Annotated in this window: 24 protein-coding genes; 17 read left to right on the top strand and 7 right to left on the bottom strand. The window is 61.1% G+C overall.

The annotated features are described in order from the left end of the window. Positions 1–100: 100 nt before the first annotated feature. From M3N55_RS07330 to M3N55_RS07285, 10 genes are all read left to right on the top strand, one after another. Positions 101–1,273 carry a glycine cleavage T C-terminal barrel domain-containing protein gene (locus M3N55_RS07330; protein ID WP_249057866.1) on the top strand — a complete coding sequence of 391 codons (1,173 nt, stop codon included), beginning with the start codon at positions 101–103 and terminating at the stop codon, positions 1,271–1,273. 11 nt (positions 1,274–1,284) lie between these two features. Next, on the top strand, positions 1,285–1,734 hold the full coding sequence (locus tag M3N55_RS07325; protein ID WP_249057865.1) for an OsmC family protein: 450 nt from the start codon (positions 1,285–1,287) through the stop codon (positions 1,732–1,734). Positions 1,735–1,755: 21 nt separating this feature from the next. Then, positions 1,756–2,559, top strand: a complete 804-nt coding sequence (locus tag M3N55_RS07320) for an enoyl-CoA hydratase (protein ID WP_249057864.1) — start codon at positions 1,756–1,758, stop codon at positions 2,557–2,559. Between the two features lie 2 nt (positions 2,560–2,561). Continuing rightward, the gene (locus M3N55_RS07315; RefSeq protein ID WP_249057863.1) at positions 2,562–4,196 is read left to right on the top strand and encodes an acyl-CoA synthetase; all 1,635 of its coding nucleotides are present in this window, start codon (positions 2,562–2,564) and stop codon (positions 4,194–4,196) included. Between the two features lie 139 nt (positions 4,197–4,335). Next, positions 4,336–4,938 (top strand): SAM-dependent methyltransferase, encoded by a 603-nt coding sequence (locus M3N55_RS07310; RefSeq protein ID WP_249057862.1) that lies wholly within the window; start codon positions 4,336–4,338, stop codon positions 4,936–4,938. A 66-nt stretch (positions 4,939–5,004) separates the two neighbouring features. Continuing rightward, complete coding sequence (locus tag M3N55_RS07305; protein WP_249057890.1) at positions 5,005–6,438, top strand: FAD-linked oxidase C-terminal domain-containing protein; 1,434 nt, start codon at positions 5,005–5,007, stop codon at positions 6,436–6,438. Positions 6,439–6,593: 155 nt separating this feature from the next. Further along, a complete protein-coding gene (locus tag M3N55_RS07300; RefSeq protein ID WP_249057861.1) occupies positions 6,594–7,685 on the top strand; it encodes an FAD-binding protein in 1,092 nt (363 codons plus the stop codon). Between the two features lie 4 nt (positions 7,686–7,689). Next, positions 7,690–8,979: a glycolate oxidase subunit GlcF gene (gene glcF, locus M3N55_RS07295; protein ID WP_249057860.1), complete on the top strand. Its 1,290-nt coding sequence runs from the start codon at positions 7,690–7,692 to the stop codon at positions 8,977–8,979. A gap of 68 nt (positions 8,980–9,047) precedes the next feature. Continuing rightward, on the top strand, positions 9,048–9,884 hold the full coding sequence (locus tag M3N55_RS07290; protein ID WP_249057859.1) for a trypsin-like serine peptidase: 837 nt from the start codon (positions 9,048–9,050) through the stop codon (positions 9,882–9,884). A 147-nt stretch (positions 9,885–10,031) separates the two neighbouring features. Further along, positions 10,032–10,502 (top strand): Hsp20 family protein, encoded by a 471-nt coding sequence (locus M3N55_RS07285; RefSeq protein WP_249057858.1) that lies wholly within the window; start codon positions 10,032–10,034, stop codon positions 10,500–10,502. Between the two features lie 144 nt (positions 10,503–10,646). Here M3N55_RS07285 and gap read toward each other — a convergent pair whose 3' ends face one another. The 7 genes from gap to M3N55_RS07250 form a co-directional block, all read right to left on the bottom strand. Beyond that, on the bottom strand, positions 10,647–11,648 hold the full coding sequence (gene gap, locus M3N55_RS07280; protein ID WP_249057857.1) for a type I glyceraldehyde-3-phosphate dehydrogenase: 1,002 nt from the start codon (positions 11,646–11,648) through the stop codon (positions 10,647–10,649). A gap of 77 nt (positions 11,649–11,725) precedes the next feature. Continuing rightward, positions 11,726–12,145, bottom strand: coding sequence for a rhodanese-like domain-containing protein (locus M3N55_RS07275; RefSeq protein ID WP_249057856.1), 420 nt, complete (start codon positions 12,143–12,145; stop codon positions 11,726–11,728). 16 nt (positions 12,146–12,161) lie between these two features. Beyond that, positions 12,162–13,103 carry an alpha/beta fold hydrolase gene (locus tag M3N55_RS07270; protein ID WP_283163902.1) on the bottom strand — a complete coding sequence of 314 codons (942 nt, stop codon included), beginning with the start codon at positions 13,101–13,103 and terminating at the stop codon, positions 12,162–12,164. Then, positions 13,078–13,995 carry a homoserine O-succinyltransferase gene (locus M3N55_RS07265; RefSeq protein ID WP_249057855.1) on the bottom strand — a complete coding sequence of 306 codons (918 nt, stop codon included), beginning with the start codon at positions 13,993–13,995 and terminating at the stop codon, positions 13,078–13,080. Before M3N55_RS07265 ends, M3N55_RS07270 begins: the two co-directional genes overlap by 26 nt. A 4-nt stretch (positions 13,996–13,999) precedes the next feature. Next, positions 14,000–14,854 carry an ATPase gene (locus tag M3N55_RS07260; protein ID WP_249057854.1) on the bottom strand — a complete coding sequence of 285 codons (855 nt, stop codon included), beginning with the start codon at positions 14,852–14,854 and terminating at the stop codon, positions 14,000–14,002. 131 nt (positions 14,855–14,985) lie between these two features. Then, on the bottom strand, positions 14,986–16,074 hold the full coding sequence (locus M3N55_RS07255) for an OmpP1/FadL family transporter (RefSeq protein WP_249057853.1): 1,089 nt from the start codon (positions 16,072–16,074) through the stop codon (positions 14,986–14,988). Between the two features lie 174 nt (positions 16,075–16,248). Further along, a complete protein-coding gene (locus M3N55_RS07250) occupies positions 16,249–18,711 on the bottom strand; it encodes a penicillin acylase family protein (protein WP_249057888.1) in 2,463 nt (820 codons plus the stop codon). Between the two features lie 104 nt (positions 18,712–18,815). Between M3N55_RS07250 and M3N55_RS07245 the strand changes: the two genes are divergently transcribed. The 7 genes from M3N55_RS07245 (at position 18,816) to ftsA (ending at position 25,906) form a co-directional block, all read left to right on the top strand. Beyond that, positions 18,816–19,694: an NAD(P)-dependent oxidoreductase gene (locus tag M3N55_RS07245; protein ID WP_249057852.1), complete on the top strand. Its 879-nt coding sequence runs from the start codon at positions 18,816–18,818 to the stop codon at positions 19,692–19,694. Further along, on the top strand, positions 19,694–20,221 hold the full coding sequence (locus M3N55_RS07240; RefSeq protein WP_249057851.1) for a gamma carbonic anhydrase family protein: 528 nt from the start codon (positions 19,694–19,696) through the stop codon (positions 20,219–20,221). The genes M3N55_RS07245 and M3N55_RS07240 overlap by 1 nt, the downstream gene beginning before the upstream one ends. A gap of 4 nt (positions 20,222–20,225) precedes the next feature. Next, positions 20,226–21,383, top strand: coding sequence for a hypothetical protein (locus tag M3N55_RS07235; RefSeq protein WP_249057850.1), 1,158 nt, complete (start codon positions 20,226–20,228; stop codon positions 21,381–21,383). A gap of 103 nt (positions 21,384–21,486) precedes the next feature. Then, the gene (murB, locus tag M3N55_RS07230; protein WP_249057849.1) at positions 21,487–22,455 is read left to right on the top strand and encodes a UDP-N-acetylmuramate dehydrogenase; all 969 of its coding nucleotides are present in this window, start codon (positions 21,487–21,489) and stop codon (positions 22,453–22,455) included. 39 nt (positions 22,456–22,494) lie between these two features. Beyond that, a complete protein-coding gene (locus tag M3N55_RS07225) occupies positions 22,495–23,409 on the top strand; it encodes a D-alanine--D-alanine ligase (protein ID WP_249057848.1) in 915 nt (304 codons plus the stop codon). Further along, entirely contained in the window at positions 23,397–24,575 is a 1,179-nt protein-coding gene (locus M3N55_RS07220; RefSeq protein ID WP_249057847.1) for a cell division protein FtsQ/DivIB, read from the top strand. Before M3N55_RS07225 ends, M3N55_RS07220 begins: the two co-directional genes overlap by 13 nt. Continuing rightward, complete coding sequence (gene ftsA, locus M3N55_RS07215; RefSeq protein ID WP_249057887.1) at positions 24,575–25,906, top strand: cell division protein FtsA; 1,332 nt, start codon at positions 24,575–24,577, stop codon at positions 25,904–25,906. The genes M3N55_RS07220 and ftsA overlap by 1 nt, the downstream gene beginning before the upstream one ends. The last annotated feature ends 136 nt before the right edge of the window (positions 25,907–26,042 follow it).

Genomic DNA, 26,042 nt, shown 5'->3' with positions numbered 1-26,042 from the left:
GTGGTTTCGGTCCATTCTTATGCGCCAGTGGCGGTATCACCTTGCGCAGGAGGAACCGCGGCACCGGCCAAGGCCAACGTCGCAGATAAGGGTGGATACGATGAATACGATGCAAGACTTCGGATTTGGCACGCAGATCCGCAAATCACCATATTTCGACGCGACGGTGCGCTGGGGCGCGCAGGGGTTTTCGGTTTATAATCATATGTATATCCCGCGCGACTTTGGGGACCCCGAGCAGAATTTCTGGAACCTCGTGAATGCCGCCATTCTGTGTGATGTGGCTGTTGAACGGCAGGTTGAAATTACCGGACCAGATGCCGCGCGTTTCGTTCAGATGCTTACGCCGCGCGACCTGTCGAAAATGGCTGTTGGTCAATGCAAATATGTCCTGATTACCAATGCCGAAGGCGGTATCCTGAATGACCCGATCCTGCTGAAACTGGCTGAAAACCAGTTCTGGCTGTCACTGGCCGACAGCGATATTTTGCTCTGGGCCCAAGGTGTCGCAGTGCATTCTGGCATGCAGGTCTCGATTTCCGAGCCGGATGTGTCGCCCTTACAACTGCAAGGCCCGAAATCTGGCGAGATCATGCAGGCGTTGTTCGGCGATGAGATTCTGGACTTGCGCTATTACTGGTTCCGCGAATTGGAACTGGACGGCATTCCTTTGGTCGTGTCGCGCACAGGTTGGTCAAGCGAGTTGGGGTATGAGATCTATTTACGCGACTCTGCTTATGGCGATGCGCTTTGGGAACGGATCATGGCTGTTGGTGTCGCGTTCGGGCTGAAGCCCGGCCACACATCCAGCATTCGTCGGATCGAAGGGGGAATGTTGTCCTACCATGCGGATGCCGACATCCACACCAACCCGTTCGAGCTTGGGCTTGATCGGCTTGTCAGTCTGGACATGGAGGCCGATTTCATCGGTAAATTCGCCCTACAGCGTATTCGTGACAACGGGATCACGCGCAAACAGGTTGGGCTGATCATTGACGGTGATGCGTTGCCGGGGCCGAACACGAGCTTTTGGAATGTCAGCCATGACGGCAACACCGTGGGTCAGGTCACATCGGCGGTCTACTCGCCGCGCCTGAAGAAAAACATCGCGCTTGCCATGGTCGCGGTCGAAGCCGCAGAGCTTGGCACCAACCTACAGGTGTTCACCCACACCGGCGAGACCACAGCCACCGTTGTCGAGCGTCCGTTCTTTGATCCGCGTAAAAGCCTTGCGGCGACTGGCGCGGCAGATGCCGCTCAGGTTTCGGCGTAAGAGCGGCATTGATGTCCGCTCTTGCGATCGAACTGCACTGGCAACGCGCCGAGCGCGGCCTTGAAACGGGAAAGTTCTCTAACGCGCATTCCGTGACCTATAACAGCAGCCATGAGCTGCAAGTGGACGCCGCCCCTGATTGGGGCGGCGACCCAGACCATACCAACCCAGAGCAGGCTCTCGCGGCGGCGCTGTCCAGTTGCCATATGATGACCTTTCTTGCGCTATGCGCCAAGGCGGGCTGGCCCGTTGCCAGCTACCATGATTACGCCGAGGCCCATCTGGGCAAGAATCCGAAAGGGCAAATGTCGGTCACGCGGATCGACCTGAACCCGGTTGTGCGCTTCGACACTGGCTTTGATGTCGGTGATGACCAACTGACTGAAATGCACGACAGGGCGCATCGCTACTGTTTCATTGCCAACACGCTGGCAGAGAGTGTCGAAATTAATGTTAACTGAACATCGCAGAGGGCCGCGCCTATGACTTCTGAAACAGATATCTTGCTGCGCGCGCTTTCAGCCGACGGCATCTTGCGCCTGACCCTGAACGATGTCGCCCGCCGCAATGCCTTGTCCGAGGCGATGCTGTCGGAACTGGGCCGGGCATTCACACAGGCCGGCGAGGACAGCGCGGTGCGGGTGATCGTGCTGGCCGCCAATGGCCCTGCCTTTTGCGCGGGGCACGACCTGAAGGAAATGACCGCAGGGCGGGCCGCCCCTGACCTTGGCCGCGCCTATTTCGCCAAAGTCATGGCACAATGCTCTGGTGTCATGCAGGGCATTGTCAATTGCCCCAAGCCCGTGATTGCCGAAGTCACGGGTGTCGCCACGGCTGCTGGTTGTCAGTTGGTGGCAAGCTGCGATCTGGCCATTGCAGCGAATAGCGCAAGGTTTGGCACACCGGGCGTGCATATCGGTCTGTTCTGCTCGACCCCGATGGTGGCCTTGTCGCGCAACACGTCGAACAAGCACGCCATGGAAATGCTGTTGACCGGGGACATGACCGCAGCCGCCCGCGCCGCAGAGATCGGGCTGGTGAATTACGCTGTCCCGGATGACGAGCTGACAGCCACGACAACGGAGATGGCCCGCAAGATCGCATCGAAATCCACGATGACGCTGGCCACCGGAAAACGCGCCTTCTACGCACAGCGCGAAATGCCTTTGGCAGAGGCGTATGACTATGCCAGTCAGGTGATGGTCGACAATATGCTGACCCATGATGCCGCCGAGGGCATCGGCGCTTTCATTGAAAAACGCGCACCCCAGTGGCAGGATCGCTGACCATGTCCCCGAACCCCTATAATATCGGGCTTGATCGCACCCCGGCAAACCACCAACCGCTGACGCCGCTTGGGTTTCTGGAACGCGCCGCCAGCGTCTTTCCCGCGCATGTTGCAATTGTGCATGGCGGATTGCGGCGCAGCTATGCAGATTTCTACAGCCGCGCGCGACAACTGGCCTCGGCGCTGGCAGGGCAGGGGATGGGGCGTGGCGATACGGTTTCGGTAATGTTGGCCAACACCCCCGCCATGCTGGAATGTCATTATGGCGTGCCGATGTGCGGTGCGGTGTTGCATTCGATCAATACACGGCTGGACGCAGGCACCATCGCGTTTCAACTGGATCATGCGATGGCGAAGATCGTCATCACTGACCGCGAATTCGCGCCACTCATGGCCGAGGCGCTTGCGCTGGCCAAGGTCACGCCGCTGGTCATCCAATACGACGATCCCGAATATAGCGGCCCGGGTGCCATGGCAGGGGCCGAGGATTACGACGCGTTCGTCGCGTCTGGTGACCCTGACTTCGCATGGCTCATGCCCGAAGATGAATGGGACGCGATTTCCATCAACTACACGTCCGGCACAACGGGCGACCCGAAAGGCGTGGTGTCGCACCATCGCGGCGCGTATCTTTTGGCGCAGGGCAATGCCTTGACCACATCCATGGCCAAGCACAGTGTCTATCTGTGGACGCTGCCGATGTTTCACTGCAATGGCTGGTGTTTCCCTTGGACATTGTCGGCCATCATCGGCACCCATGTCTGTTTGCGTCAGGTCCGCGCGGCGCCAATCTGGCGCGCTTTGGCCGAAGAAGGCGTGACGCATCTTTGCGGGGCGCCCATCGTGATGTCGCTGATCGAAAGCGCGCCAGAGGATGAGAAGCGCCATCTTGATCGCAGGGTGCAGTTTTTCACCGCCGCCGCCCCACCCCCCGAAACGCTGCTGGCCAGCATGGATGCGGCGGGGTTCGATGTGACTCATCTTTATGGGCTGACAGAGACCTATGGCCCGGCGGTCGTGAATGAATGGCATGGGGACTGGTCGGCCTTGCCCGGCGCAGAGCAGGCCCGCTTGAAGGCCCGCCAAGGTGTGCGGTATTTGCCGCTGGAGAATTTGACCGTCCTTGACCCGGACACGATGAAGCCTGTTCCAGCCGATGGCGAAACCATTGGCGAGGTCATGTTTCGCGGCAATGTGGTGATGAAAGGCTATTTCCGCAATCCAGAGGCCACGCAGAAGGCCCTTGCCGATGGCTGGTTTCATTCCGGTGATCTGGGTGTGCTTCATCCTGATGGCTATATCCAGCTTAAGGACCGCTCAAAGGATATCATTATTTCCGGAGGAGAGAATATCTCCTCCATCGAGGTGGAAGAGGCGCTCTACCGGCACCCGGCGGTCGCTGTTGCGGCGGTGGTGGCCATGCCGCATGCGACATGGGGCGAGACACCTTGCGCCTTTGTAGAGCTCAATTATGGACAGGTCACAGACGAGATCACTCTGCACAATTGGTGCCGTGAACATCTGGCGTCCTACAAGGTGCCAAGAAAATTCGTTTTCGAGGCAATCCCACGGACCTCGACCGGGAAAATACAAAAATATGTTCTTCGACAAAGGGCGTCGGAATTGTCGGTGTAGCGGCTATCATCGCTCTGCGCATGGCGTGCGCCTCAGATCCGCTTGGAACGTCATGATCGAAACCTGATGGGGTTTAAGGCAGGCGTTGCCTTTTTGCGGTGTTTCGCCATGCTGGCGAGCATAATGCAAAGGGGGCACTATGTGGGAAGACCGTTTCGCAACGCCAGATTACCTGTTCGGGACGGAACCTGCGCAGGCTCTGCGCGATCATGCTGATCTGCTGACGCCGGGCGCGACTGCCTTGGCGGTGGCCGATGGAGAGGGACGCAATTCGGTCTTTATGGCAGAATGCGGGCTGCATGTGACGGCGGCGGATTATGCCCCCTCCGCGCTGGACAAGGCGCGCGCGCTGGCAGAGGCGCGGGGCGTTGCCGTTCAGTTCGTTCAGGCCGATCTGCTGGCCGAGTGGCCCAAAGCATGGACGGGCGCGTTCGACTTGGTGGCGGGCATTTTCATCCAATTCGTCGGCCCGGATGCGCGCACAGAGATGTTCCGGCGCATGGCGGCCTGCCTGCGCCCCGGCGGAATCATGTTTCTGCACGGTTACCGGCCTGAACAACTTGCCTACGGCACGGGTGGGCCGAGCGCGGTGGAAAATCTGTATACCGAAGACATGCTGCGCGCGGCGTTTCCCGATTGGCAGATTTTGCGGTGCCGCAGCTATGACCGCGAGATCACGGAAGGCACCGGGCATTCCGGTATGTCGGCCTTGATAGACTTTGTTATGCGCAAACCGGAGTGAAGGTTTTGCTTGCTTTTTGCAAAATTGGTAATAATATTTTACCAATACCGGCTGGGAGGACCGATGATGGACATGCCTACCCCCAATGCAGCGATTCTGTCGAAACGCGACCGTGTCATTGCACGCCTTGCGGCAGAGTTGCCGACCGAAGCTCTGATCTCGGACGAGGCTGAACGCCGCGCCTATGAATGTGACGCGCTGACTGCCTATCGCTGCTTGCCTATGGCGGTGGTGCTACCCGACAGCACCGAACAGGTCGCGGCCATCATGAAAATCTGCCACGCAGAGGGCGTGCCGGTCGTGCCGCGCGGGTCGGGCACCTCGCTGGCGGGCGGCGCGTTGCCGACTGAGGATTCGGTTATTCTGGGTGTGGCGCGCCTGCGCGATGTGCTGGACGTTAGCTATGCAGACCGCGTCATCCGCGTGCAAAGCGGTATCACCAACCTGGCCGTCACGGGCGAGGTGGAAGGCGACGGATTCTTCTACGCGCCAGACCCAAGCAGCCAGCTTGCCTGCGCTATCGCGGGGAATATCGCGATGAATTCGGGCGGCGCGCATTGCCTGAAATATGGCGTGACCACGAACAACCTGCTGGGCGTGACGCTGGTCACTATGGCGGGCGAGGTGATTGAACTGGGCGGCGCGCATCTGGACGCGGCCGGCTATGACCTGCTGGGCCTGATCTGCGGGTCGGAAGGCCAGTTGGGCGTCGTGACCGAAGCGACGCTGCGTATCCTGCCCAAGCCCGAAGGCGCGCGCCCCGTGCTGATGGGGTTCGACAGCAACGAGGTGGCGGGCGCTTGCGTGTCCGACATTATCAAGGCGGGCGTGCTGCCTGTTGCGATCGAATTCATGGACCGTCCCTGCATTCGCGCCACCGAGGATTTCGCCAAAGCCGGCTACCCCGATTGCGAGGCGCTGCTGATTGTCGAGGTCGAAGGATCGGATGCCGAGATTGACGAACAGCTTGGGCTTATCAAACAAATCGCCCGGCGGCATAACCCGGTCGAACTGCGCGAAAGTCAGTCGGACGAGGAAAGCAAGAAAATCTGGCTGGGCCGCAAATCCGCTTTTGGCGCGATGGGGCAGATTGCCGATTACATGTGCCTTGATGGCACGATCCCGGTATCCAGCCTGCCTTATGTGCTAAAGCGTATTGGCGAGATGTCAGACGAATTTGGCCTGGGCGTGGCCAATGTTTTCCACGCAGGCGATGGCAATATGCACCCGCTGATCCTGTATGATGCGAACAAGCCGGGTGATCTGGAATTGTGCGAAGCTTTTGGCGCCGAAATCCTGAAGCTGTGCGTCGAGGTCGGCGGCTGCCTGACCGGCGAGCATGGTGTGGGGATTGAAAAGCGCGACCTGATGAACGTGCAATTCGCGCCCGATGATCTGGACGCACAAATGGCCGTCAAGGACGTGTTCGACCCGGACTGGTTGCTGAACCCGGCCAAGGTCTTTCCGCTAGAGGCCAGCGCCACGCGGCGCGCGGCATAGCGCGAGAACGCATGTCATGTCGCGCAAAACCGGTTCCCACTGTTGCGCGACAGGCTTTGAAGGGGCTTTGCCCCCTCTGGACGCTATCGCGCCCATTCACCCCCAGGATATTTGGGGCAAGGATGAAACACATAGCCTGAGAAGGAGGGTCGCCCATGCGCCCTGCCAGTGAAACGGAATTGTCAGAGATCGTGCGCGCGGCATCCGGCCCCTTGCGCATCCGCGGCGGCGGCACCCGAAGCCTTGGGGCGCCGAGCGTCGGCACGGTTCTGGAAACCGGGGGGCTGGCGGGCATCTCGCTTTACGAGCCGGGTGCGCTGACGCTGGTAGCAGCTTCGGGCACGCCCTTGGCCGAGGTCAAGGCGGCGCTGGCGGCTGAAAACCAACGTTTGCCGTTCGAGCCGATGGATATGCGGGCGCTGCTTGGCACCGAGGGCGAACCCACCATAGGCGGCATGGTGGCGGCCAATGCCTCTGGCCCGCGACGGGTGATTGTCGGCGCATGCCGTGACAGCCTGATCGGGGTGCGCTTTGTCGATGGGCAAGGGCGCGTGGTCAAGAATGGCGGGCGTGTGATGAAGAACGTGACCGGTTATGATCTGGTCAAGCTGATGGCCGGGTCATGGGGCACGCTGGGCGTGCTGTCTGAGTGCAGTTTCAAGCTGCTGCCGGTGCCCGAAACACATGCAACGCTGGTCAGCGACGTAATGACGCCAGAGGCGGCCGTGCGGGTCATGTCGGCAGCACTTGGCACGCCTTATGAGGTGAACGCCGCCGCCCGCGACATATCTGGCCGGGTATGCCTGCGCATAGAGGGGTTTGCCGAGCAGATCACTTACCGCAAGACCGCGCTGGCAGAGGCTTTGGGCGGCGACTGGGAGGTTCTGGACGGCGCGAAGAGCACAGCATTCTGGCGCGATATCCGCGATGTGACAGCCTTCGCGGGCCAGAGCGGCGATGTGTGGCGGGTGTCTGTTAAACCATCGGATGCGCCCGCGCTGGTGGCGAAAATTTCAGCGCCCGTGCAAATGGATTGGGGCGGCGGATTGATCTGGGCACTGGTCCCCGAAGGTACCGATCTGCGCGCGCAGCTTGGTCCTATCGCGGGCCACGCGACACGGGTTCGTGGGGGCGGGGCGGATATCCCGGTCTTTCAGCCGGAACCCGCCCCGATAGCCGCTCTTGCGCAAGGTTTGCGCACCAAGTTCGATCCGCGCGGAATGCTGAACCCCGGCCTGATGGGATAAACCAATGCAAACGACATTCACCCCCGACCAGTTGCAAGACCCCGCCATCCAGCGGTCAAACGAGGTGTTGCGCACCTGTGTGCATTGCGGGTTCTGCACCGCGACCTGCCCGACCTATGCCGTTTTGGGCGATGAATTGGACAGCCCGCGCGGCCGGATTTACCTGATAAAGGATATGCTGGAAAAGGGTCGCCCGGCGGATGAAAAGACGGTCAAGCATATCGACCGCTGCCTGTCTTGTCTGGCCTGCATGACGACATGCCCGTCCGGCGTGCATTACATGCACCTTGTGGACCATGCCCGCGAATATATCGAGCAGACCTATAAGCGGCCCATGTTCGAGAGGGTGCTGCGTTGGGTCTTGTCAAAAATCCTGCCCTATCCGGGGCGGTTCCGGTTGGCGCTGCTTGGAGCCCAGATCGGGCGGCCCTTTCGAGGTCTGCTGCCCGACCCGCGCCTGCGCGCCATGCTGGAGATGGCACCGAAGCACATACCCCCGGTCAGCCGCAATGATGATCCGCAGGTGTTTGCCCCGCAAGGCGCGCGCAAAATGCGGGTGGCCTTGATGACAGGGTGCGCCCAAAGGGCGCTAAACACCGACATCAATGACGCGACCATCCGCCTGTTGCGCCGTCTGGGGTGCGAAGTGGTGATCGCAGAGGGGCAGGGGTGTTGCGGGGCATTGACCCATCACATGGGCAAGACGCAGGAAAGCCACGCGACCGCCGCCAGGAATATCCGTGCGTGGCACCGCGAGATGCAAAATGGCGGCCTGGATGCAATCGTCATCAATACCTCTGGCTGCGGAACGACCGTCAAGGATTACGGCCATATGTTCCGCAACGAGCCCTTGGCCGCAGAGGCGAAGGCCGTAAGCGAGATTGCTATGGATGTCAGCGAGGTGCTGATGAAGCTGGACCTGCCGAAAGGCGAGACGCAAGAGATGAAGGTCGCTTATCACGCTGCCTGTTCGTTGCAGCATGGCCAGCAGATAAAGACCTACCCCAAGGATTTGCTGAAGCGCGCCGGGTTCACGGTGACGGAACCCAAGGATAGTCATTTGTGTTGTGGCAGCGCGGGGACCTACAACCTGATGCAGCCGGAGATTTCGGGGCAGCTTAAATCGCGCAAGGTTGCAACGCTGGAAGCCAAGCAACCCGATGTGATCGCAGCAGGCAATATCGGTTGCATGATGCAGATCGGGGGCGGCACAAAAATTCCGGTGGTCCACACGGTAGAATTGCTGGATTGGGCCACCGGCGGGCCGCGTCCTCGGGCCTTGTCGCAAGAGTGACATTTTCCCGCCGTGGTCTTGCCATGATGCGTTTGTAACGGTGTCAGGGTCTGCTTATCGGAGTTAACATGACCTTTTTTCGGGCCCTTGCGACAGCTATTCTGTGTTTTCCTGCTGCTCTTCACGCGCAGGACAAGCCTTTGAACTTGTTGGAAACCGGTTTGAGCGCGCAAGGTTGGGAAGCGGTCGGGCGGATTGATATCGGCGAGTCCGGGTTTTGCACCGGGGCGCTGATTTCCAACCGGCTGGTGCTGACCGCGGCGCATTGCCTGTTCGACCGCACGACCGGCCAACGCCACGCCGATGAAGATTTCCTGTTCCGCGCTGGATTGCGCAACGGGCGCTCTGCGGCAGAAGGGCGCGTCCTGCGATCTGCGGTGCACCCCGATTACAAGCCCGCGCGCGTTGCCACGCCCGAAACTGTAGAAAACGATCTGGCGCTGCTGGAACTGGCGCATCCAATGGCTGCGCGCGGGGTCCAACCCTTCCCTGTGCGCGCGACGTTGCGGAGTGGTGACACTGTTGGCGTTGTCTCTTACGCGCATGACCGTCTGAATGCGCCGTCGCTGCAAGAGTCTTGCCAGATTCTGAACAGCACCAACCGTGGTGTGGTCTATATGACCTGCTCTGTAGATAGTGGGGCGTCTGGCTCGCCGGTCTTTTCCTTCGACAATGGATACCCAGAAATCGTTTCGGTTGTCTCGGCCAAAGGGGTGTCAGAGGCTGGGGACTTTGTTGGCGACGTCTCTTTTGGTGTGGGCCTTGGGCCGAAGCTGGATGTTTTGCACGATGCGCTGAATGCGCGCGATGGGCATTTTGTGAAGGCCCCGCTCGCAGATACCGTGGCACGCACCGGGCCACGTCGTATGAGCAGTGATGGCGGCGCGCGTTTTCTACGCCCCTGACCGCGCCGCGCCGGAACCTCTTGAAACCCCTTAAACTGTTTCCCACATTGGTCTGGTCCGGGTGCCAGATATGGGCTTGGACGCAACCGAAATGCGCCTGTCCATCAGGAAGGCGTGCTTATCATCGCTTCACCAAGGAGGATGCTTATGCGTCGTTTTGATCCAACACCACTTTACCGTGCCTCTGTCGGTTTTGACCAGATGGCAGACATGCTCAACCGGGTTATGGCCACTGATGTTCAGGCCCCCAGCTACCCGCCTTACAACATTGAAAAGACGGCGGAAAACGACTACCGGATTTCGCTTGCCGTGGCCGGTTTCCGGGCTGATGATTTGAGTGTTGAAGTTAAGGAAAACGCCCTGATCGTGACCGCCCGCAGCGCCGAGGATGACACCACGCGCGAATATCTGCATCGCGGTATCGCGACCCGCGCGTTTGAGCGGCGGTTCCATCTGGCCGACCATGTAAGCGTGACCGGGGCCACCCATGTCGATGGGATGCTGCATATCGACCTGCAACGCCAATTGCCCGAGGCGCTGAAACCGCGCCAGATTCAGATTGCGCGCGACGTTGGCGCATCGCAAAGCGAACGGCTGGTGCAGGCGGACGCGGCCTGATCTCGCGTCCCGTCTTTGACTGCGCGAGATGCTACCACAAAACGCTAGAGTGGGTCGGGTGAATGCCAATGAACGCGACACGCTCTGAAACGAATGAACCCGGCCATTTGGCCGGGTTCTTGTTTCACGAATGCGCGGGTTAATTTAGCCAGCCTTCGCCATCGCAGAGGCGGTGTCGAGCATACGGTTCGAGAAGCCCCATTCGTTGTCATACCATGACAGCACCCGCACCATGCGCCCTTCCAGAACCTTGGTCTGGTCCAGATGAAAGATGCTGGAGCGTGGGTCGTGGTTGAAATCCATCGACACATTGGGCTGGTCGGTAACGCCCAGAATGCCTTTCAGTGGGCCGTTGTCAGCGGCGGCCACCACGGCGGCGTTGATCTCTTCTGCGGTCACGTCGCGCGCAGCCTCGAATGTCAGGTCCACGACCGAAACATTGGGCGTGGGCACGCGGATCGCCACACCATCCAGCTTGCCCGCCAGTTCCGGCAGCACCAGACCCACGGCCTTGGCGGCACCCGTGCTGGTCGGGATCATGCTCATCCCGGCGGCACGCGCGCGATACATGTCCTTGTGCATCGCATCCAGCGTTGGCTGGTCGCCCGTGTAGCTGTGGATGGTGGTCATGAAGCCGCGCGAAATGCCGACCGCATCGTTCAGCACCTTTGCCACGGGCGACAGGCAGTTGGTGGTGCAAGACCCGTTCGACACGATCTTGTCGCCGGCCGTCAGGCTGTCGTGGTTCACGCCGTAAACGATGGTCTTGTCGGCGCCTTTCGACGGCGCAGAGACCAGAACTTTACCGGCCTTGCCCAGATGCACGCGGGCCTTGTCGGCATCGGCGAAAATGCCGGTGCATTCCAGCACGATGTCGATATCGTCCCATGGCAGGTTGGCCGGGTCGCGCTCTGCCGTGATCTTGATTGGGCCGCGCCCCACGTCGATCGTGCCATCGCCTACCGTCACCTCTGTCGGGAACCGCCCGTGCACGCTGTCAAAGCGCAGCAAATGGGCAATGCTTTCGACCGGGCCAAGATCGTTGATCGCGACAATCTCCAGATCGTCGCGGCCTTGTTCGACCAGTGCGCGCAGCACCAGCCGCCCGATCCGGCCAAAGCCGTTGATTGCAAGACGTGTGGTCATGGCAGTCCCTCCGATTGACTCTGCGTTTGCGCTAACATGAAGCGCGGGCAAAAATCAAGCGGGCAGACGCAGGCGATTTAGCAGCTTTCGCAGCCTTGGGTGCGTGTTGGCGCGTCCGGTTGGTAGCCCTCGCGCATCAGCCGGGTAATGCCGCCCTGAATGTCGATGACAGGTTGGTCCAGCAATTCGGCCACGGCGCGGGCGGCGCGGCTTGTGCGGCTGCCCGTCCGGCAGATCAGCGCTACCGGGCGGTCGTCCAATTCTGGGGCAAGGGCGGCCAGAAACGCCTCTGGCGTGTCGAAATGCTCGTAGGTCAGCAAATGCGCATTGGGAAGAACGCCGGTTTGCTTCCATTCCTCGGGGCGGCGAATATCAACCAGCAACACATCGGCACTTTGCAATTCCATGGCCGATGGTTGGGCGACGAAATGCTGTTGCGCCACGGCAGGGCCACCAAGGCCAAGCGATACGATAAGGGCAAGAAGAATATGGCGCATCGCGGACTCCGGTGTGTTAGGGCGCAAGGGCGCGGGCATGGGTGCGGCGGATCGCGTCTGCCACATCCTGAGGGCGGGCGTGATGCGGCATATGGCCGACACTGGGCAGGATGGTCAGATTGGCATTATCCAATGTATCGGCCATGCGTTGTGAATGAAAGGATAGCCCCACGGTTGTGTCGTCTGAACCATGGACGATTTCTATTGGCATCTCCAGCGCCGGATAGCCCGGGGACATCGCCTCTATGTAGCCTTTCAGGCTGTCGACCTGCAAGGCGTTCAGGGAAAGTTGGCTGGCCCGCAGTGTCAGGTCAACCCCCAGATGCTCCAGATACCCGTCTGGCACCGGGTTAGGGGCAAATACCCCTTCCAGACTGCGCTTTACCGCCGCGCGCGGGGCAAGGTTTGCGACCAAGGGCAACACGACATTCTGGCCCAGCCAAGAAGATGAGAGCTGATACCACAAGCCCAATTCGCCCGGCCACGGATAGACCGCGGGCGCCAGAAGCGTCAGACCCGCCACGTCATCGGGCGCTTGCAAGGCCCAAGCCATCGCCACCGCCCCGCCATAGGAATGGCCCAGCACGATCGGCCGCTCTACCCCCAAACGCTCTGCCGCCGCGCGCAGGATCGCAGCTTGGTCCAAGGGGCTTTCCGGCCCACCGAAAGCGTCCGAATGGCCAAATCCGGGACGGTCCAGCGCGACCACCCGGAAATCCGCGGCCATGCGCCCGGCAAGCTCGAAGGTGAAATCGCGCGCATTGCCATTGGCACCGTGGATCAGCACCAGATCCGGGCCTTTGCCTTGCACTACGGCATGCACGCGCCCTCCCTCCAGCGCGATAAACGCGCCTTCTGGCGGCGTATCGGATGTGCTGGCCGCACGGGCGCAGGCCATGGTGCTGGCTGCAATCATTGAAAACAGGGCCAGTTTAGCGACCGATCTGGGAAATGTCATAGGGTGTTGTCTGATATATCTGGTTGATCCAGTTGCCATATAGAAGATGCGCGTGGCTTCGCCACCTGTTCATGGGCATGCGCGCGGGATTGTCATCCGGGTAGTAATTTCGTGGCACCGCGATGGGCTTGCCCGCGTCCACGTCGCGGTCGTATTCCTCTTTCAATGTGGTGCTGTCGTATTCAAAATGATTCAGGATCATCAGCGCCCGATGCGCGGGGTCCTCGATCAGCGCAGGCCCGACTTCGTCCGATGCGATGAGCGTGTTCAGCCCCGCCACCGCATCAACCTCGGACTGGCGCAATTCGGTCCAGCGGCTGACCGGGATCAGCACATCGTCAGAGAACCCGCGCAGATAGGGAGAGGCGGGGGCCATGTTGCGGTGCCGGAAACAGCCAAACGCTTTTTCGGCCAGTATGTGCTTGGGCACGCCGTGGAAATGCGCCAGCATTGCCATGCCACCCCAGCACACCCCGAAGGTGTGATGGACATGGGTTTGCGTCCAGTCGAACACCTCGGTCAATTCGTCCCAATAGGTGACGTCGGTGTAGTCCAAATGCTCTATCGGCGCACCGGTGATGATAAGCCCGTCGAATTTTTCATCCTTTACCGCTTGGAAGGGGCGGTAGAATTCCTCCATATGCGCGGCGGCGGTGGTCTTTGTTTCATGCTCCGTCATGCGGATGAGCGAGAACTCAATCTGCAAGGGTGTCGCACCGATCAGCCGGGCAAACTGGTTTTCAGTCTGGATTTTTTTGGGCATCAGGTTCAACAGCCCGATGCGCAGGGGGCGAATATCTTGCAAGGACGCGGCACTGTCCGACATGACCATAACGCCTTCGCGCGACAGCACGTCATAGGCGGGCAGGGTTTCGGGCAGTTTGATGGGCATTTTATCAGTCCAGCTTGGTGGCGATCAGGGCGTTGAAACTATCGCAACCGGTGATCTTGGCCACCTCTTCGGCGGTCACGGTCACGCCCCATGTGGCTGCCATGGCCCGGTAGCGCGGCGCGCGGTGTGCAAGCGCGCGCGCATAGGTCCAGCGTACGAAAGCGTCGGGGTCGACCGCGCCTTCGGGCTGGCCGGTTTGTGACAGGTAGTCGGCCCACGCGGCGGTCAGAAAATCGGGCTGATAATACATGGGCTTGGGCGCGCGATCAAAACGGCGGATCAGTTCTGCCGTATGCGCATCCGACCCTTCAATCCAGACCGGCAGCACATGCTCGGCCAACTCGTTCATCAAGGTGTCATGCGGGTCGAACGGGTCAATCACCTCGCAGATGGACCCGCCGGTGTCGCAGACGAAATTGTGATAGCCATACAGATCCTCGGCCCGCGCAATAAACGGCACCGTGTCGCGCAACGCCGCGATCTCGGCAGCGCGGTGCTGGTCTTGGCGGCGCATGTATTCGTCAAAGGGCAACCCGCCTTTGTCGGGGTCGCCGGGCTTGCCCAGATAAGTCGAGAGCGGGGCCAGGTTGTCGAAGGTGATGTTCGACGAGATATAGACCGAATCCGTCAGCAGCAATTCGCGCAGCAGCGGTACGCGCATGGCTTCGCGCTTGAAGTTGTCGGCGATATATTCGCCCATGTAGCGCGTGCCGATCCGGTAATCTACCGAGTAATGGAACCAGTCGCCGCCATCGCGCAGCAGTTTTGCCAGATGTGTCTTGCCCAAGCCCGACATGCCAAACAGCATGACGCGACGCGCAGGCGCGTGGGTCCAGTCATGGGCAGAGGGTAAGGGCATCGGGCAGCTTCCTGAACAAGGTTGCGTCTTGCTATCCCGTGCCTTGTGGCGCGTCAATCAAGCCGCGCGACGAAAAAACCCTGCCCATGCAGGTGCATGAGCAGGGCTGATGATACTGAAACACAGGTTACTCAGAAACGGAAACCGACCCGCATGCCGGCGCCGACCGCGGAATTGTCGTCGAATGTGCTGCCCAGCGTGGTGGTGGCGGACCCGATGTGGGAATACTGAACACCGGCGCTTATGGTCATGGCGTCGCGCGTGTAGGACACGCCCAACCCAATGGAATTGCGCTTGCCGACCGGGCCAAGATTGCTGGTGGGGTTGCCGGTGCCGGTGTCATGCGACACGCTGATCGACCCTGACCAGTTTTCGGTGAACTTGCGGCCCACACCAAGCGTGTAGGTGATCGAGTTCTTCGGGTAGCTGACGATGTTCACGCCAAGTGCCGGGGCCGGGATCACGAAATCCTTCCAGTTCACCCAGCGCACAGACCCGAACACCAGCGTATCTTTTGCCACGCCGCTGCGAAAATCCAGTGTCAGAGAATCGGGGATCGTGCTGCTGAAGCCGGTCGCGGGCAGCGGTGCCCCGCCAAAGCTTTCTTGCGCGGTAAAGCCATGCTCTATTTCTGATTGGTATGTCAAAGCCACGCGCAGGGCGATTTCGGGTTTTTCATAGGCCACCCCAACCAGATAGCCAAAGGCTTGATCGGTGTTGCTGGTCATGACGTAATCTGCCGCAGGGCCACCCAGCGCACTTACGACAGCCGCTGGAATGGACACAGCACCACTGGTCCAGACAGAGCGCAGACCGGCATAGGCAGACACCCCGCCGCCGAACTTGTAACGCAGGACGCCGGTTAGCGCCTTGCTCTTGATCTCACCGCTGAGCGTGGCAAGCGCGGACCCGGCGGGGTAGACGACATCCGCCCCGATGGGTTCGTCAAAGATGATCGCATAGGACAGCTTGTCGTTGATATCGGCCTTGTAACCGATGGCACCGGTGAAAAAACTTTTGGCGATGTTCCCGGTCGGGCTGCTACCGAAGCCAGCGGCAAGGTTGCCGGTCAGGCTTGGGCTGCCAAAACTTGCGCCCGCTTCCAGATAACGCCCCTCTTCGAACAGAATCGACATTGGCTGTGTCGACCGTTCTACGCCACCTGCCAACGCAGGCGACGCCACAGCACAGGCCAAAGCTGCCATCAGACCATTACGCATCTTACCTTCCTCCCACGCTCGGCGCGAATCCCCTCCCGCCGCCTGCGCATGACGCAGTGATCGCGAGTTTTACCGGTGTTACGGATTTGTCATTTTTGACTTTAGGTCAACTTTTGCGCAACGTGGCGTAAAGTTGCCTAAAAGTCACGCAAATCATGTTGCCTGCGACAAGGTTCAGCGGGGTTGCGGCACAAGCGAGATAATCCCGATCGTTCCCGCGCGCGCCAGATCCGGGTCAAGCGTCATGGGAATATATTCACCGCGCCGCCACAAATCGCCCAGATCGTCATAGTGCCGTGACAACGGATGGCCCGATTGCCCGGTCGAGGTGATGAAGACCGAACTTTCGGGATCTGCGAAATCGTAGACCCCGCGATAGACCGCGCCCAGGACATTGGCGAACGGGTCTGTCGGGTCGCCCGACTGGCGGGCCAAGTTTAGCGTGTGATCGCCGCCAGAGGTGGATTGCCGGATATTGACGACATAGCGCAGCAGCGCCGCGTCGCGTAGAACGGGGTGATCGTGACGCGCGCTGTGCGCGTCGCCCCAGCGCCAGCTTTCCAAGCTTGGACCGAACCGTTCCGACAGTCGCAACACAGCATCGTCCAAGGCGGTCAGCGCCATGTCGTCGCAAGTTTCCCGGATGCTCGACTGGATGATGTCGCACCATGCGGCGCCACCGTCATCATCGTGAAAGACGCGCTCGATGAACATCGGGTCGATATGGGTGAAACTCTCGGCCAGCGGTCCCAGTTCATCGCGGATCAAGCGCTGCTGAAGCGCGCTCATCCAGGCGGCATAAATCAGGGGTTCCGGCAGATGTTCGTTCATCTCGCCGTTCCAGTCGGCCAACAGCCGCAGCGCGCGTTGGCGCGTATGCGCGCGCGTGCCCTCGGCTGCTGCATCGCCAGAGAACCAAAGATTCGCGGCGACCAGCGGCAACAAGCGGCGGGCCGCAGGGCTGACGGTGTCCAATTGCGCCTCGATCAGGCTGTCGCGCGTGTGAACACTGCGCGCCCCAACAAGATGGTTCAGCCGCTCTATGCGCTGCGTGTCACCCCAATCATGCGCCACATGCAAGGGGTAGGGGCGCTCCAGAAGGCGGTTGCCGGTCTGGGCCACGATCCCGCTGTCAGGGGCGATGAAGCTGGGGTTGGCCGAATAGGGCAGCGGCCCCAACCAACGGTTTTCGCTGCGCCAGCCGGGGCTTGGCATGCGCCCGCGCGTCTGGGCTTCGGCACTGCGCCGAGGCATGTGCCCGATGGTTTGCTGCGCAATACGGTCTTGGGTGACAAGGGTCAGGTTCTGCGCTGGCGCGACATGCAATTCGCCGGCTGCAATCGCCTCTTCCATGGTTTCTGCGCGCATCAAGCGCATGGCGGCGGTCATGGATGTATCGTCACGGCTTAGCGCGGTGGATGCCAGCGTCACAACATGGCCGGGCGGCGTGATCCCGGCAAGCTCCAGCAGCCCGCCGGACAGCACCGGCCCATTCTCGGACCAGCGCAGCGTCAGGGTGACGGGGTCGGCATCCTTTATGCGAATAATAGACCCGCGGCTTTCGAACTCCGACCATCCGTCGGGCGTGCGGTATTGCGTGGGTGCTTCGGGGTTCAGAGCTTCGATGAACAGATCGCTGTCATCGACAAAGGCCGCCCCCATGCCCCAGCCAAGATGCGGCGAGCGCCCGGATATCACCACCGGCAGGCCCGGCACGGTCGCCCCGATCACGCCACCGGTCTTAAGTTCAAGCCGTGCAAGGTAGATCTCAGAGGGGGCGCTCAGCAGCATATGCTGGCTATTGGCCAAAAGCGCGCCATCTGCGGTCGCCCGCGCAGGCGCGGCGGCGATGCTGCTGGCAGAGCGGGTCAAGGCCGGATTGTCCAAGGATAGAAACGGCATCTCTGATCGTGGCGGCCCGCTGCCGCTTGGCAGATTGGGGAACATCTCTTCATAGGCGACCCCGGTCCGCTCCCCGGTCGGCATGACATCTGGCAGAACCGCTTCCAGCCCGGTGCCGTTCAGCGCCAGCGACAGACGCGCGCGGCGCACTTCACGGGCAATCTGGGTATTGTGCTGCACCGCAATCAGTTTGAGTATGGCAATGCTGTCGGCGGGCTGCCACAGCGGCATTTCCGCGTCGAACAGGAAGAACTCTGGCGCGCCGCGCCCTTGCGCGCCCTCATTTACCTGCATCAGCCATGCATTGACGCCATCGGCATAGGCTTGCAGTGCCGCTTGCGTGGGAGCGTCCTGCGCGGCGACCGCGTCGCGCGACAGCGTATAAATATCCAGCCGCCGCATCAGTTCGTCACTGCGCAGCGTTCGCGCCCCAAACATTTCTGACAGACGTCCCTGCGCGATCCGCCGTGACATCTGCATCTGCCAGAATCGGTCCTGAGCATGGGCATAGCCCAACCCGAAGAACACATCAGAGTCGTGTTCCCCGAAAATATGCGGCACCGCATGGGTGTTGCGCACGATTTCAACCGGGGCGCTGATCCCCGCGACTTCGCGCTGCCCGTCATAATCGGGCAATGACCGCGATACAAAGAAATACACCGCGAACAGCGCCAGAAGCGACAGCAGCGCCAGACCGGCAAACAATCTGACCAACAAGCGGAACAGGGTAAAGATGGGCACGGGGCAGACGGGCTTTACATTTTGCGTTGCGTTGGGGCTGATAGCTATGCGTCATGCGCGCAATGCGCAATCACAAGAATTCGAGAGGGAGAGAGACTATGGCAAAACTGGCATTTCTGGGCTTGGGGGTGATGGGCGCGCCGATGGCGGGGCATCTGGCCAAGGCGGGCCACGACGTGACGGTCTATAACCGCACCACCGCAAAGGCCGAGGCTTGGGTGGCCACCCATGGCGGCGCTTGGGCCGCGACACCCGCCAAAGCCGCCCAAGGGGCCGAATTCGTGATGGCCTGCGTTGGCAATGATGACGACCTGCGCGGCGTCTGCACCGGGCCGGACGGGGCCTTTGCTGGCATGTCCAAAGGCGCGCTCTTTGTCGATCACACGACAGTGTCGGCTCAGGTCACGCGCGAAATGAACGAAGCTGCCGGGGCTCTGGGCCTTGGCTTTGTCGACGCGCCTGTGTCCGGCGGGCAGGCTGGCGCGGAAAATGGCGTCCTGTCCATCATGTGCGGGGGCGATGCCGCGCATTACGACCGCGCCGAACCCGTCATGGCCGCCTATGCCCGCGTGTGCAAACGCATGGGCGACAGCGGCGCGGGGCAGGTCGCCAAGATGATGAACCAGATCTGCATTGCCGGGCTAGTCCAAGGCCTGTCAGAGGCGCTGCATTTCGGCGAGAAATCCGGCATGGATGGCCGCGCGGTGATCGAGGTCATCTCTCAGGGTGCCGCCGGGTCATGGCAAATGGCCAACCGCCACGGCACCATGCTGGATGGCGAATTCAACCATGGCTTTGCCGTGGACTGGATGCGCAAGGATCTGGCCATCTGCCTTGCCGCCGCCGATGAGGTCGGCGCGTCCCTGCCCGTGACCGCCCTTGTCGACCAGTTCTACAAGGACGTGCAAGCCATGGGCGGCGGGCGGTGGGACACCTCCAGCCTGATTGAGCGGCTGCGCAAACTGGGGGGCGCGTGATGCTTTACGCGCTGGGCGACCGCCGCCCCACCTTGCCCGAGGATGGCGATTATTGGGTCGCGCCGGGGTCGCACTTGATCGGCGACATCGTGCTGCATTCGGGCGCGTCGGTCTGGTTCAACTGCACCCTGCGCGGCGATAATGAGGCGATTACCGTCGGCCCCGGCAGCAACATTCAGGAAAACTGCGTGCTGCACACCGATATGGGCTATCCGCTGGTGATCGGTGCGAATTGCACCATCGGGCACAAGGCGATGCTGCATGGCTGCACCATCGGCGACGGCTCGCTCATCGGCATGGGCGCGACGGTGCTGAACGGCGCGAAGATCGGGCGCGGTTGCCTTATCGGGGCGGGGGCGCTGGTGACGGAGGGGAAAGAGATCCCCGACGGCTCGCTGGTGATGGGGTCGCCCGGTCGCGTGGTGCGCGAGTTGGACGAGGCCGCGCAGGCGAAGCTGCTCAAATCCGCCGAAGGCTACCGCGCCAACATGGCCCGCTTCAAGGCGGGTCTGGTGGCGTTGGAGTAGGCGGGTGCGGGCGGAGGAGATCAAGGACGCCGACAGCTTGCAGGCATGGCTGGAAAGCCTGCCGCAAGAGACGGAGGCAGAGCGCGAAACCGCCCGCCGCTGGGCGGTGACGATCGCGCATCGTGCGGCGATGCGGGTATTGCCGTTGTTCGTCGACAGCGTCCTTTTTGGACTTAACGAAGATGGCCAGGACGAGGTTCTAAAAGGCTTTCGTGCGTTACTGGTATCATCGCTTTCATCCAGTCTGGCGAAGGAAGCCGCTATTAGCGCCGCAAAAGATGTCCCTTTCGATGGCGATCCTGTTGCTGGGCGCTTTGCAGCCAAGGCGGCAGCACAGCGAGCATGCAAAGCCATGTATTCGCAAGTGATTTGGGAACCTAGTAGCCAATCAGTCGAATACTCATCTGACGCGCTTGCGGAAGAACTACTGGGTCCAACATTCGCGAGAGATGTGCAGCGACTGGTCGAGTCACAAGAACTACACAGTTTTCCTCTGTGGCCACCTACCGACGAATTGGAGGCTTTTGGTCCCGAAGAGAACGGCGATCTGATAGTTTGGCATGAAAGTGTCAAGGAGCCACTACTCGACTTCCATGAGAATTGGCGCTTCTGGGTCGAGTGGTATGAAAACGCCCTCTATGGCCGCCCGCAAGACTACGACCTGCTCACCAAGATCGCCCTCATCGACCCCGCCGACTGGGACAAAGGCGCCGACCACGTCAACGCGCTGATCCAGCGGATTGTGGAACAGCACACCCTCGCCAAAGATGCCCGCGCGTTGAAAGAGGAAATCGCGCAGCTCAAACAGCGCCTCCAATCCGTTGAGCATCGCAGCCACAACAACCCGCCCGAATTGGTCGACGAAACCGTTGCAGCGCAAAAGGAAGTCACCATCATCTGTGCGGCGCTGGAAGAGGCCGCGCAAGAACTCGAAAAGCCCGATCCTGACCCGACAGTTCTCGCGCGGATAGGCGCTTCTCTAAAAACTGCCTCTGTTACCATTGCGAAATATTGCGGTGCTTTGGCTGATCTGGCGGTCAAAACAAGCGTCAGAACTGCTGCTGCCACAGGCACGGCAATGGCGCTCGCCTCTCAAAGCGAACACCTCAGAGCATTCGGTGAAGCACTTCTGCAATTCGCCAGATCGCAGGGCGCACCCTAACCCCCTTCATCTTGCCCCAAATACTCACCCTCCCGCCGCTCGACCACAAAGCGACCGCCCCGCATATCTGGACACCCCCCGCAACCTGCGCTACCCCAGCCATATGCAACCCGACCAGATCACCATACGGGGCCAACTCACCCCCAACCGACCGCTCGACAGCCTGACATGGCTGCGCGTGGGTGGGCCTGCGGATTGGTTGTTTCAGCCTGCGGATGAAGATGATTTGTCGGGTTTCCTGCGCCAGCTTGACCCAAGCATCCCCGTCTTCCCCATGGGTGTCGGCTCGAACCTTATCGTGCGGGATGGCGGTATTCGGGCGGTGGTCATCCGGCTGGGGCGGGAGTTCAACAGCATCGACGTGGCCGAGCATATCACCGCAGGGGCCGCAGCGCTCGACGCCCATGTTGCCCGCAAAGCGGCGGATGCCGGGCGCGATCTGACCTTCCTGCGCACCATTCCCGGCAGCATCGGTGGGGCCGTGCGGATGAATGCGGGGTGTTACGGGTCTTATGTCAAAGACCACCTGATCGACATAACCGCGATCGATCGCGCGGGTGCACGCCATGTCATCCCGGCGGAAGCATTGAACCTAGCTTACCGTCAATCCGACCTGCCCGAGGGCATGGTCGTCACCTCTGCACGCTTCCATGCGCCGAGGGGTGACCCGGCAGCGCTTCATGCGCAGATGGAAGACCAACTCGCCAAGCGCGATGCCACGCAACCGACCAAGGACCGCAGCGCGGGCTCGACCTTTCGCAACCCGGCGGGGTTTTCCTCGACCGGCCAAGCGGATGACAGCCACGCGCTGAAAGCGTGGAAGGTGATTGACGACGCAGGATTGCGCGGCGCAAGGCTTGGCGGCGCGCAAATGTCGCCCAAACATCCGAACTTTCTGGTCAACACCGGTGGCGCATCCGCCACGGAACTGGAAGCCTTGGGTGAAGAAGTGCGAAAAAGGGTTTTCCAAAGCAGCGGCCATTCGCTACACTGGGAAATTATGCGTGTGGGCGAACAAGGCCCATCAGCAGACTTGCCACCGTTGCAAACAAACGGGGCAGGGGCAGAATAACGCTCTGAAAACAGGGCATAACAGGCAACGGAATTGGGCATGTCGAGCAGGGCAGCCCCCCGTATATGTGTTCTGAAAGGCGGACTCTCGGTTGAACGAGAGGTGTCGCTGTCGTCAGGGCATGAATGCGCCAAGGCGCTACGGGTGGCGGGATTCGAGGTGATCGAACTGGACGCGCGCGGCGATGTCGCGCAGCGCCTGATAGAGATTGCGCCAGACGTGGTCTTCAACGCCCTGCATGGCCGCTTTGGCGAGGATGGCTGCGTTCAGGGCATTCTGGAATGGCTGCGCATTCCCTACACCCATTCCGGCGTTCTGGCCTCTGCCTTGGCGATGGACAAGGCGCGTGCCAAGGCCGCCTATGTCAGTGCTGGCCTGCCCGTGGTCAACAGCCACATTGCAACCAAGGCCGAGGTGATGGCGGCGCATGTGCTGCCGCCCCCCTATGTGGTCAAACCCAATAATGAAGGCTCGTCCGTTGGGGTGTATCTGGTGCAAGAGGGCGCGAACACGCCGCCGCGCCTGTCCAATGACATGCCCGCAGAGGTGATGGTCGAAGCCTTCGCGCCGGGGCGCGAGTTGACCACGACCGTTTTGGGGGACCGGGCGCTGACCGTGACCGATATCCTGACCGATGGCTGGTATGATTACGACGCCAAATACAAGCCCGGCGGGTCGCGCCATGTGCTGCCAGCGGATATTCCGACCGACATATTCGACGCCTGTCTGGACTATGCGCTGCGCGCCCACAATGTTCTGGGGTGTCAGGGCATTAGCCGCACCGATTTTCGGTGGGACGAATGCAAGGGTCTGGATGGGTTGATCCTGCTGGAAACCAACACCCAGCCGGGTATGACGCCAACCTCGCTTGTGCCCGAACAGGCGGCGCATAGCGGGATTGCCTTTGTGGACCTGTGCCGTTTGCTGGTCGAGGATGCGTCATGCGACCGGTAAGGGATGACACGGATTTTGGCAGCGCGCCGGTTTCGGCGCAAGCGAATGAGCAAAGCTTCTGGGACCATCTTGGGGCCACGCGGGCCGAAGAATACGCATCCGAAGACATTCTTGATCTGTGCCCGGAACCTGTGGTCCAGCCTGTGATCTCTGCTGGACCGACACCGGACAGCAGACCCGACAGCGCATCGCAGGGTGATTTCGCGGAAATTGCTAGGGCCACGTCGCCGGCGCCCTCCGAGGCAGCGCGTGAGGCTTGGATGGCAAGGGCACAGCCGATGCCCCGACCCGCGCCCCGCAAGCCGGTTTCTGCGGCGCAATCACGGCGGGCGCGCTTGTCTTACCGGCTGCAACGCATCTGGCTGACGCCGTTCTACCGCGCGGCGCTGACACGCGGCCTTCCGCTGGCGTTGGTGCTGGGCGTTTGCGCGCTGCTTCTGGCCAATGCACAGAACCGCGCGCAGCTTGTCGCATGGGGGCAGGCGGCTTATTCCGCAGTTGTCGACCGTCCCGAATTCATGGTGTCCGATGTCACGATCTCGCCTGTCGCGCCCGAACTGGACCGCTCGATCAGAGCGCGTCTTGCCGAGGAACTGCCAAGCTCGTCTTTCCGGCTGGACCTGCCGGCCTTGCGCGCTGAAATTGAAAGCTACGATTCCGTAGAGGAAGCCGCGTTGCGCCTTGGAGCCGATGGCAAGATGTTTGTCACCGTGCGTGAGCGCGCGCCCGTTGCCTTGTGGCATTCGGGGCGCGAGATGCAGCTTCTGGATATAGAAGGCCATCGCGTGGCGCTTCTGGCACCAGATGCGCCCCTGCCGGACCTGCCCTTGCTGGCGGGTGTTGGCGCGCAAACCCATGTGCGCGAGGCGTTGGCGCTGCTGGATGCCGCACTTCCCTTGGGAGACCGTCTGCGGGGACTGGTGCGGGTCGGTGCGCGGCGCTGGGACGTGGTGCTGGACCGCGATCAACGCATTCGCTTGCCTGAAGAGGGCGCCATGCAGGCGCTGGAGCGTGTGCTGGCGCTGAATCAGGCTCAAGATCTTTTGGCGCGCGACGTGTTGTCCGTCGATTTGCGTAACCCTTACCGTCCTGTCCTGAACGTCAGCCCCGGCGCGCTGGAAACTTTGCGCGCGATCCGCGGCAATCAATCGGAGGCTTTGCAGTGATACCCGACCCTTACGCGTCTCAACGCGCCATGCGCCAAATGCGGCGGGCTGCCATCCAGCGCGGCGTGATCGGCGTGATCGACATCGGCAGCTACAAGGTGGCGGCTCTGGTTCTGAAGCTGGAACAAGGCGATGCACGCAAAACTCCGGGTATCGGCAACATGGCTGGGCAGGCCGGGTTCCGTGTTATCGGGGCCGGCACCACGCAATCTTGCGGCGTGCGCTTTGGCGAAATTGCCGCCATGGCGGAAACCGAAAGCGCGGTGCGCACGGCGCTTCAGGCGGCGCAGAAAATGGCGCGGATGCGTGTCGATCATGTCATCGTCTGCCTGTCGGGCGGCGCGCCGCGCTCCTATGGGCTGGCGGGCGAGGTGGCGATCGACGGGGCCACGGTGACAGAGGATGACATTGCGCAGGTCATGGCGAATTGCGACATGCCCGATATCGGCCGCGGGCGCGACGTCCTGCACGCGCAACCCATCAATTTCGCACTCGACCATCGCAGCGGGCTGTCGGACCCGCGCGGCCAGTCGGGTCGCGCGTTGTCCTGTGATATGCATATGGTAACAATCGACACGGCGCTGGTCCGCGACATTTGCAACTGTCTGCGCCGCTGCGACGTGGAAGTTGCGGGCGTGTCTGCCAGCGCCTATGCCACCGGCATGTCTGCGCTGGTCGAGGATGAGCAGGAACTGGGCGCGGCTTGCATTGACCTTGGCGCGGGCGTGTCGGGCGTGTCTATCTTCATGAAGAAACACATGATCTACGCCGACAGTGTCCGCATGGGGGGCGCATTGGTGACATCCGACATCAGCCAGGGCTTGCAGGTTGATTTCGCGACCGCCGAGCGGCTGAAAACCATTCATGGCGGGGTTCAGGCCACATCCATGGATGACCGCGAGATGATCGAGATCGGGTCCAATACCGGCGATTGGGACAAGGATCGCCGCACCATCAGCCGATCAGAGCTTATCGGCATCATGCGTCCAAGGATCGAGGAGATACTCGAGCATCTGCGCGCGCGTCTGGATGCCGCCGGGTTCAGCCATCTGCCAAGCCAGCAGGTTGTTCTGACCGGGGGCGCGGCGCAAGTGCCGGGGCTGGACGGATTGGCCGCGCGGATTTTTGGCCAGCAGGTGCGCCTTGGCCGCCCGGTGCGCGTGCGCGGCCTGCCGCAAGCCGCATCTGGCCCGGCCTTTTCCAGTGCGGTCGGCCTCTGCGTGCTGGCCACACATCCGCAAGACGAGTGGTGGGATTTCGACCTGCCCATCCAGAGCTACCCGGCGCGCTCGTTGAAACGCGCTGTCAAGTGGTTCCGGGACAACTGGTAGCCGCTAGATATACGGTTGCTGTGGAAATGCGGCAGTTTTACAACAAGATCAGTGCAGATTTGGTGGGAAAACGTGACTTTTTTAATGACCTCCGCAGGCAAGACCTGTAGGATTCAATAAAAATCGGCAAATTCGG

The sequence above is a fragment of the Roseinatronobacter domitianus genome, from assembly GCF_023336755.1.
Taxonomy (GTDB): Bacteria; Pseudomonadota; Alphaproteobacteria; order Rhodobacterales; family Rhodobacteraceae; genus Roseinatronobacter; species Roseinatronobacter domitianus.
Note: the sequence above shows the minus strand (reverse complement) of the source record. Positions and strands in the feature narration are given on the sequence as shown.

Coding starts and splice junctions, on each gene's coding strand:
- M3N55_RS07265 (WP_249057855.1), bottom strand. CDS start 13,995: ATGCCCATCAAACTGCCCGAAACCCTGCCCGCCTATGACGTGCTGTCG.
- gap (WP_249057857.1), bottom strand. CDS start 11,648: ATGACCACACGTCTTGCAATCAACGGCTTTGGCCGGATCGGGCGGCTG.
- M3N55_RS07240 (WP_249057851.1), top strand. CDS start 19,694: ATGCTTTACGCGCTGGGCGACCGCCGCCCCACCTTGCCCGAGGATGGC.
- M3N55_RS07320 (WP_249057864.1), top strand. CDS start 1,756: ATGACTTCTGAAACAGATATCTTGCTGCGCGCGCTTTCAGCCGACGGC.
- M3N55_RS07260 (WP_249057854.1), bottom strand. CDS start 14,854: ATGCCCTTACCCTCTGCCCATGACTGGACCCACGCGCCTGCGCGTCGC.
- glcF (WP_249057860.1), top strand. CDS start 7,690: ATGCAAACGACATTCACCCCCGACCAGTTGCAAGACCCCGCCATCCAG.
- murB (WP_249057849.1), top strand. CDS start 21,487: ATGCAACCCGACCAGATCACCATACGGGGCCAACTCACCCCCAACCGA.
- M3N55_RS07255 (WP_249057853.1), bottom strand. CDS start 16,074: ATGCGTAATGGTCTGATGGCAGCTTTGGCCTGTGCTGTGGCGTCGCCT.
- M3N55_RS07305 (WP_249057890.1), top strand. CDS start 5,005: ATGGACATGCCTACCCCCAATGCAGCGATTCTGTCGAAACGCGACCGT.
- M3N55_RS07290 (WP_249057859.1), top strand. CDS start 9,048: ATGACCTTTTTTCGGGCCCTTGCGACAGCTATTCTGTGTTTTCCTGCT.
- M3N55_RS07270 (WP_283163902.1), bottom strand. CDS start 13,103: ATGACATTTCCCAGATCGGTCGCTAAACTGGCCCTGTTTTCAATGATT.
- M3N55_RS07245 (WP_249057852.1), top strand. CDS start 18,816: ATGGCAAAACTGGCATTTCTGGGCTTGGGGGTGATGGGCGCGCCGATG.
- M3N55_RS07315 (WP_249057863.1), top strand. CDS start 2,562: ATGTCCCCGAACCCCTATAATATCGGGCTTGATCGCACCCCGGCAAAC.
- M3N55_RS07325 (WP_249057865.1), top strand. CDS start 1,285: ATGTCCGCTCTTGCGATCGAACTGCACTGGCAACGCGCCGAGCGCGGC.
- M3N55_RS07330 (WP_249057866.1), top strand. CDS start 101: ATGAATACGATGCAAGACTTCGGATTTGGCACGCAGATCCGCAAATCA.
- M3N55_RS07300 (WP_249057861.1), top strand. CDS start 6,594: ATGCGCCCTGCCAGTGAAACGGAATTGTCAGAGATCGTGCGCGCGGCA.
- M3N55_RS07310 (WP_249057862.1), top strand. CDS start 4,336: ATGTGGGAAGACCGTTTCGCAACGCCAGATTACCTGTTCGGGACGGAA.
- M3N55_RS07275 (WP_249057856.1), bottom strand. CDS start 12,145: ATGCGCCATATTCTTCTTGCCCTTATCGTATCGCTTGGCCTTGGTGGC.
- M3N55_RS07225 (WP_249057848.1), top strand. CDS start 22,495: ATGTCGAGCAGGGCAGCCCCCCGTATATGTGTTCTGAAAGGCGGACTC.
- M3N55_RS07285 (WP_249057858.1), top strand. CDS start 10,032: ATGCGTCGTTTTGATCCAACACCACTTTACCGTGCCTCTGTCGGTTTT.
- M3N55_RS07220 (WP_249057847.1), top strand. CDS start 23,397: ATGCGACCGGTAAGGGATGACACGGATTTTGGCAGCGCGCCGGTTTCG.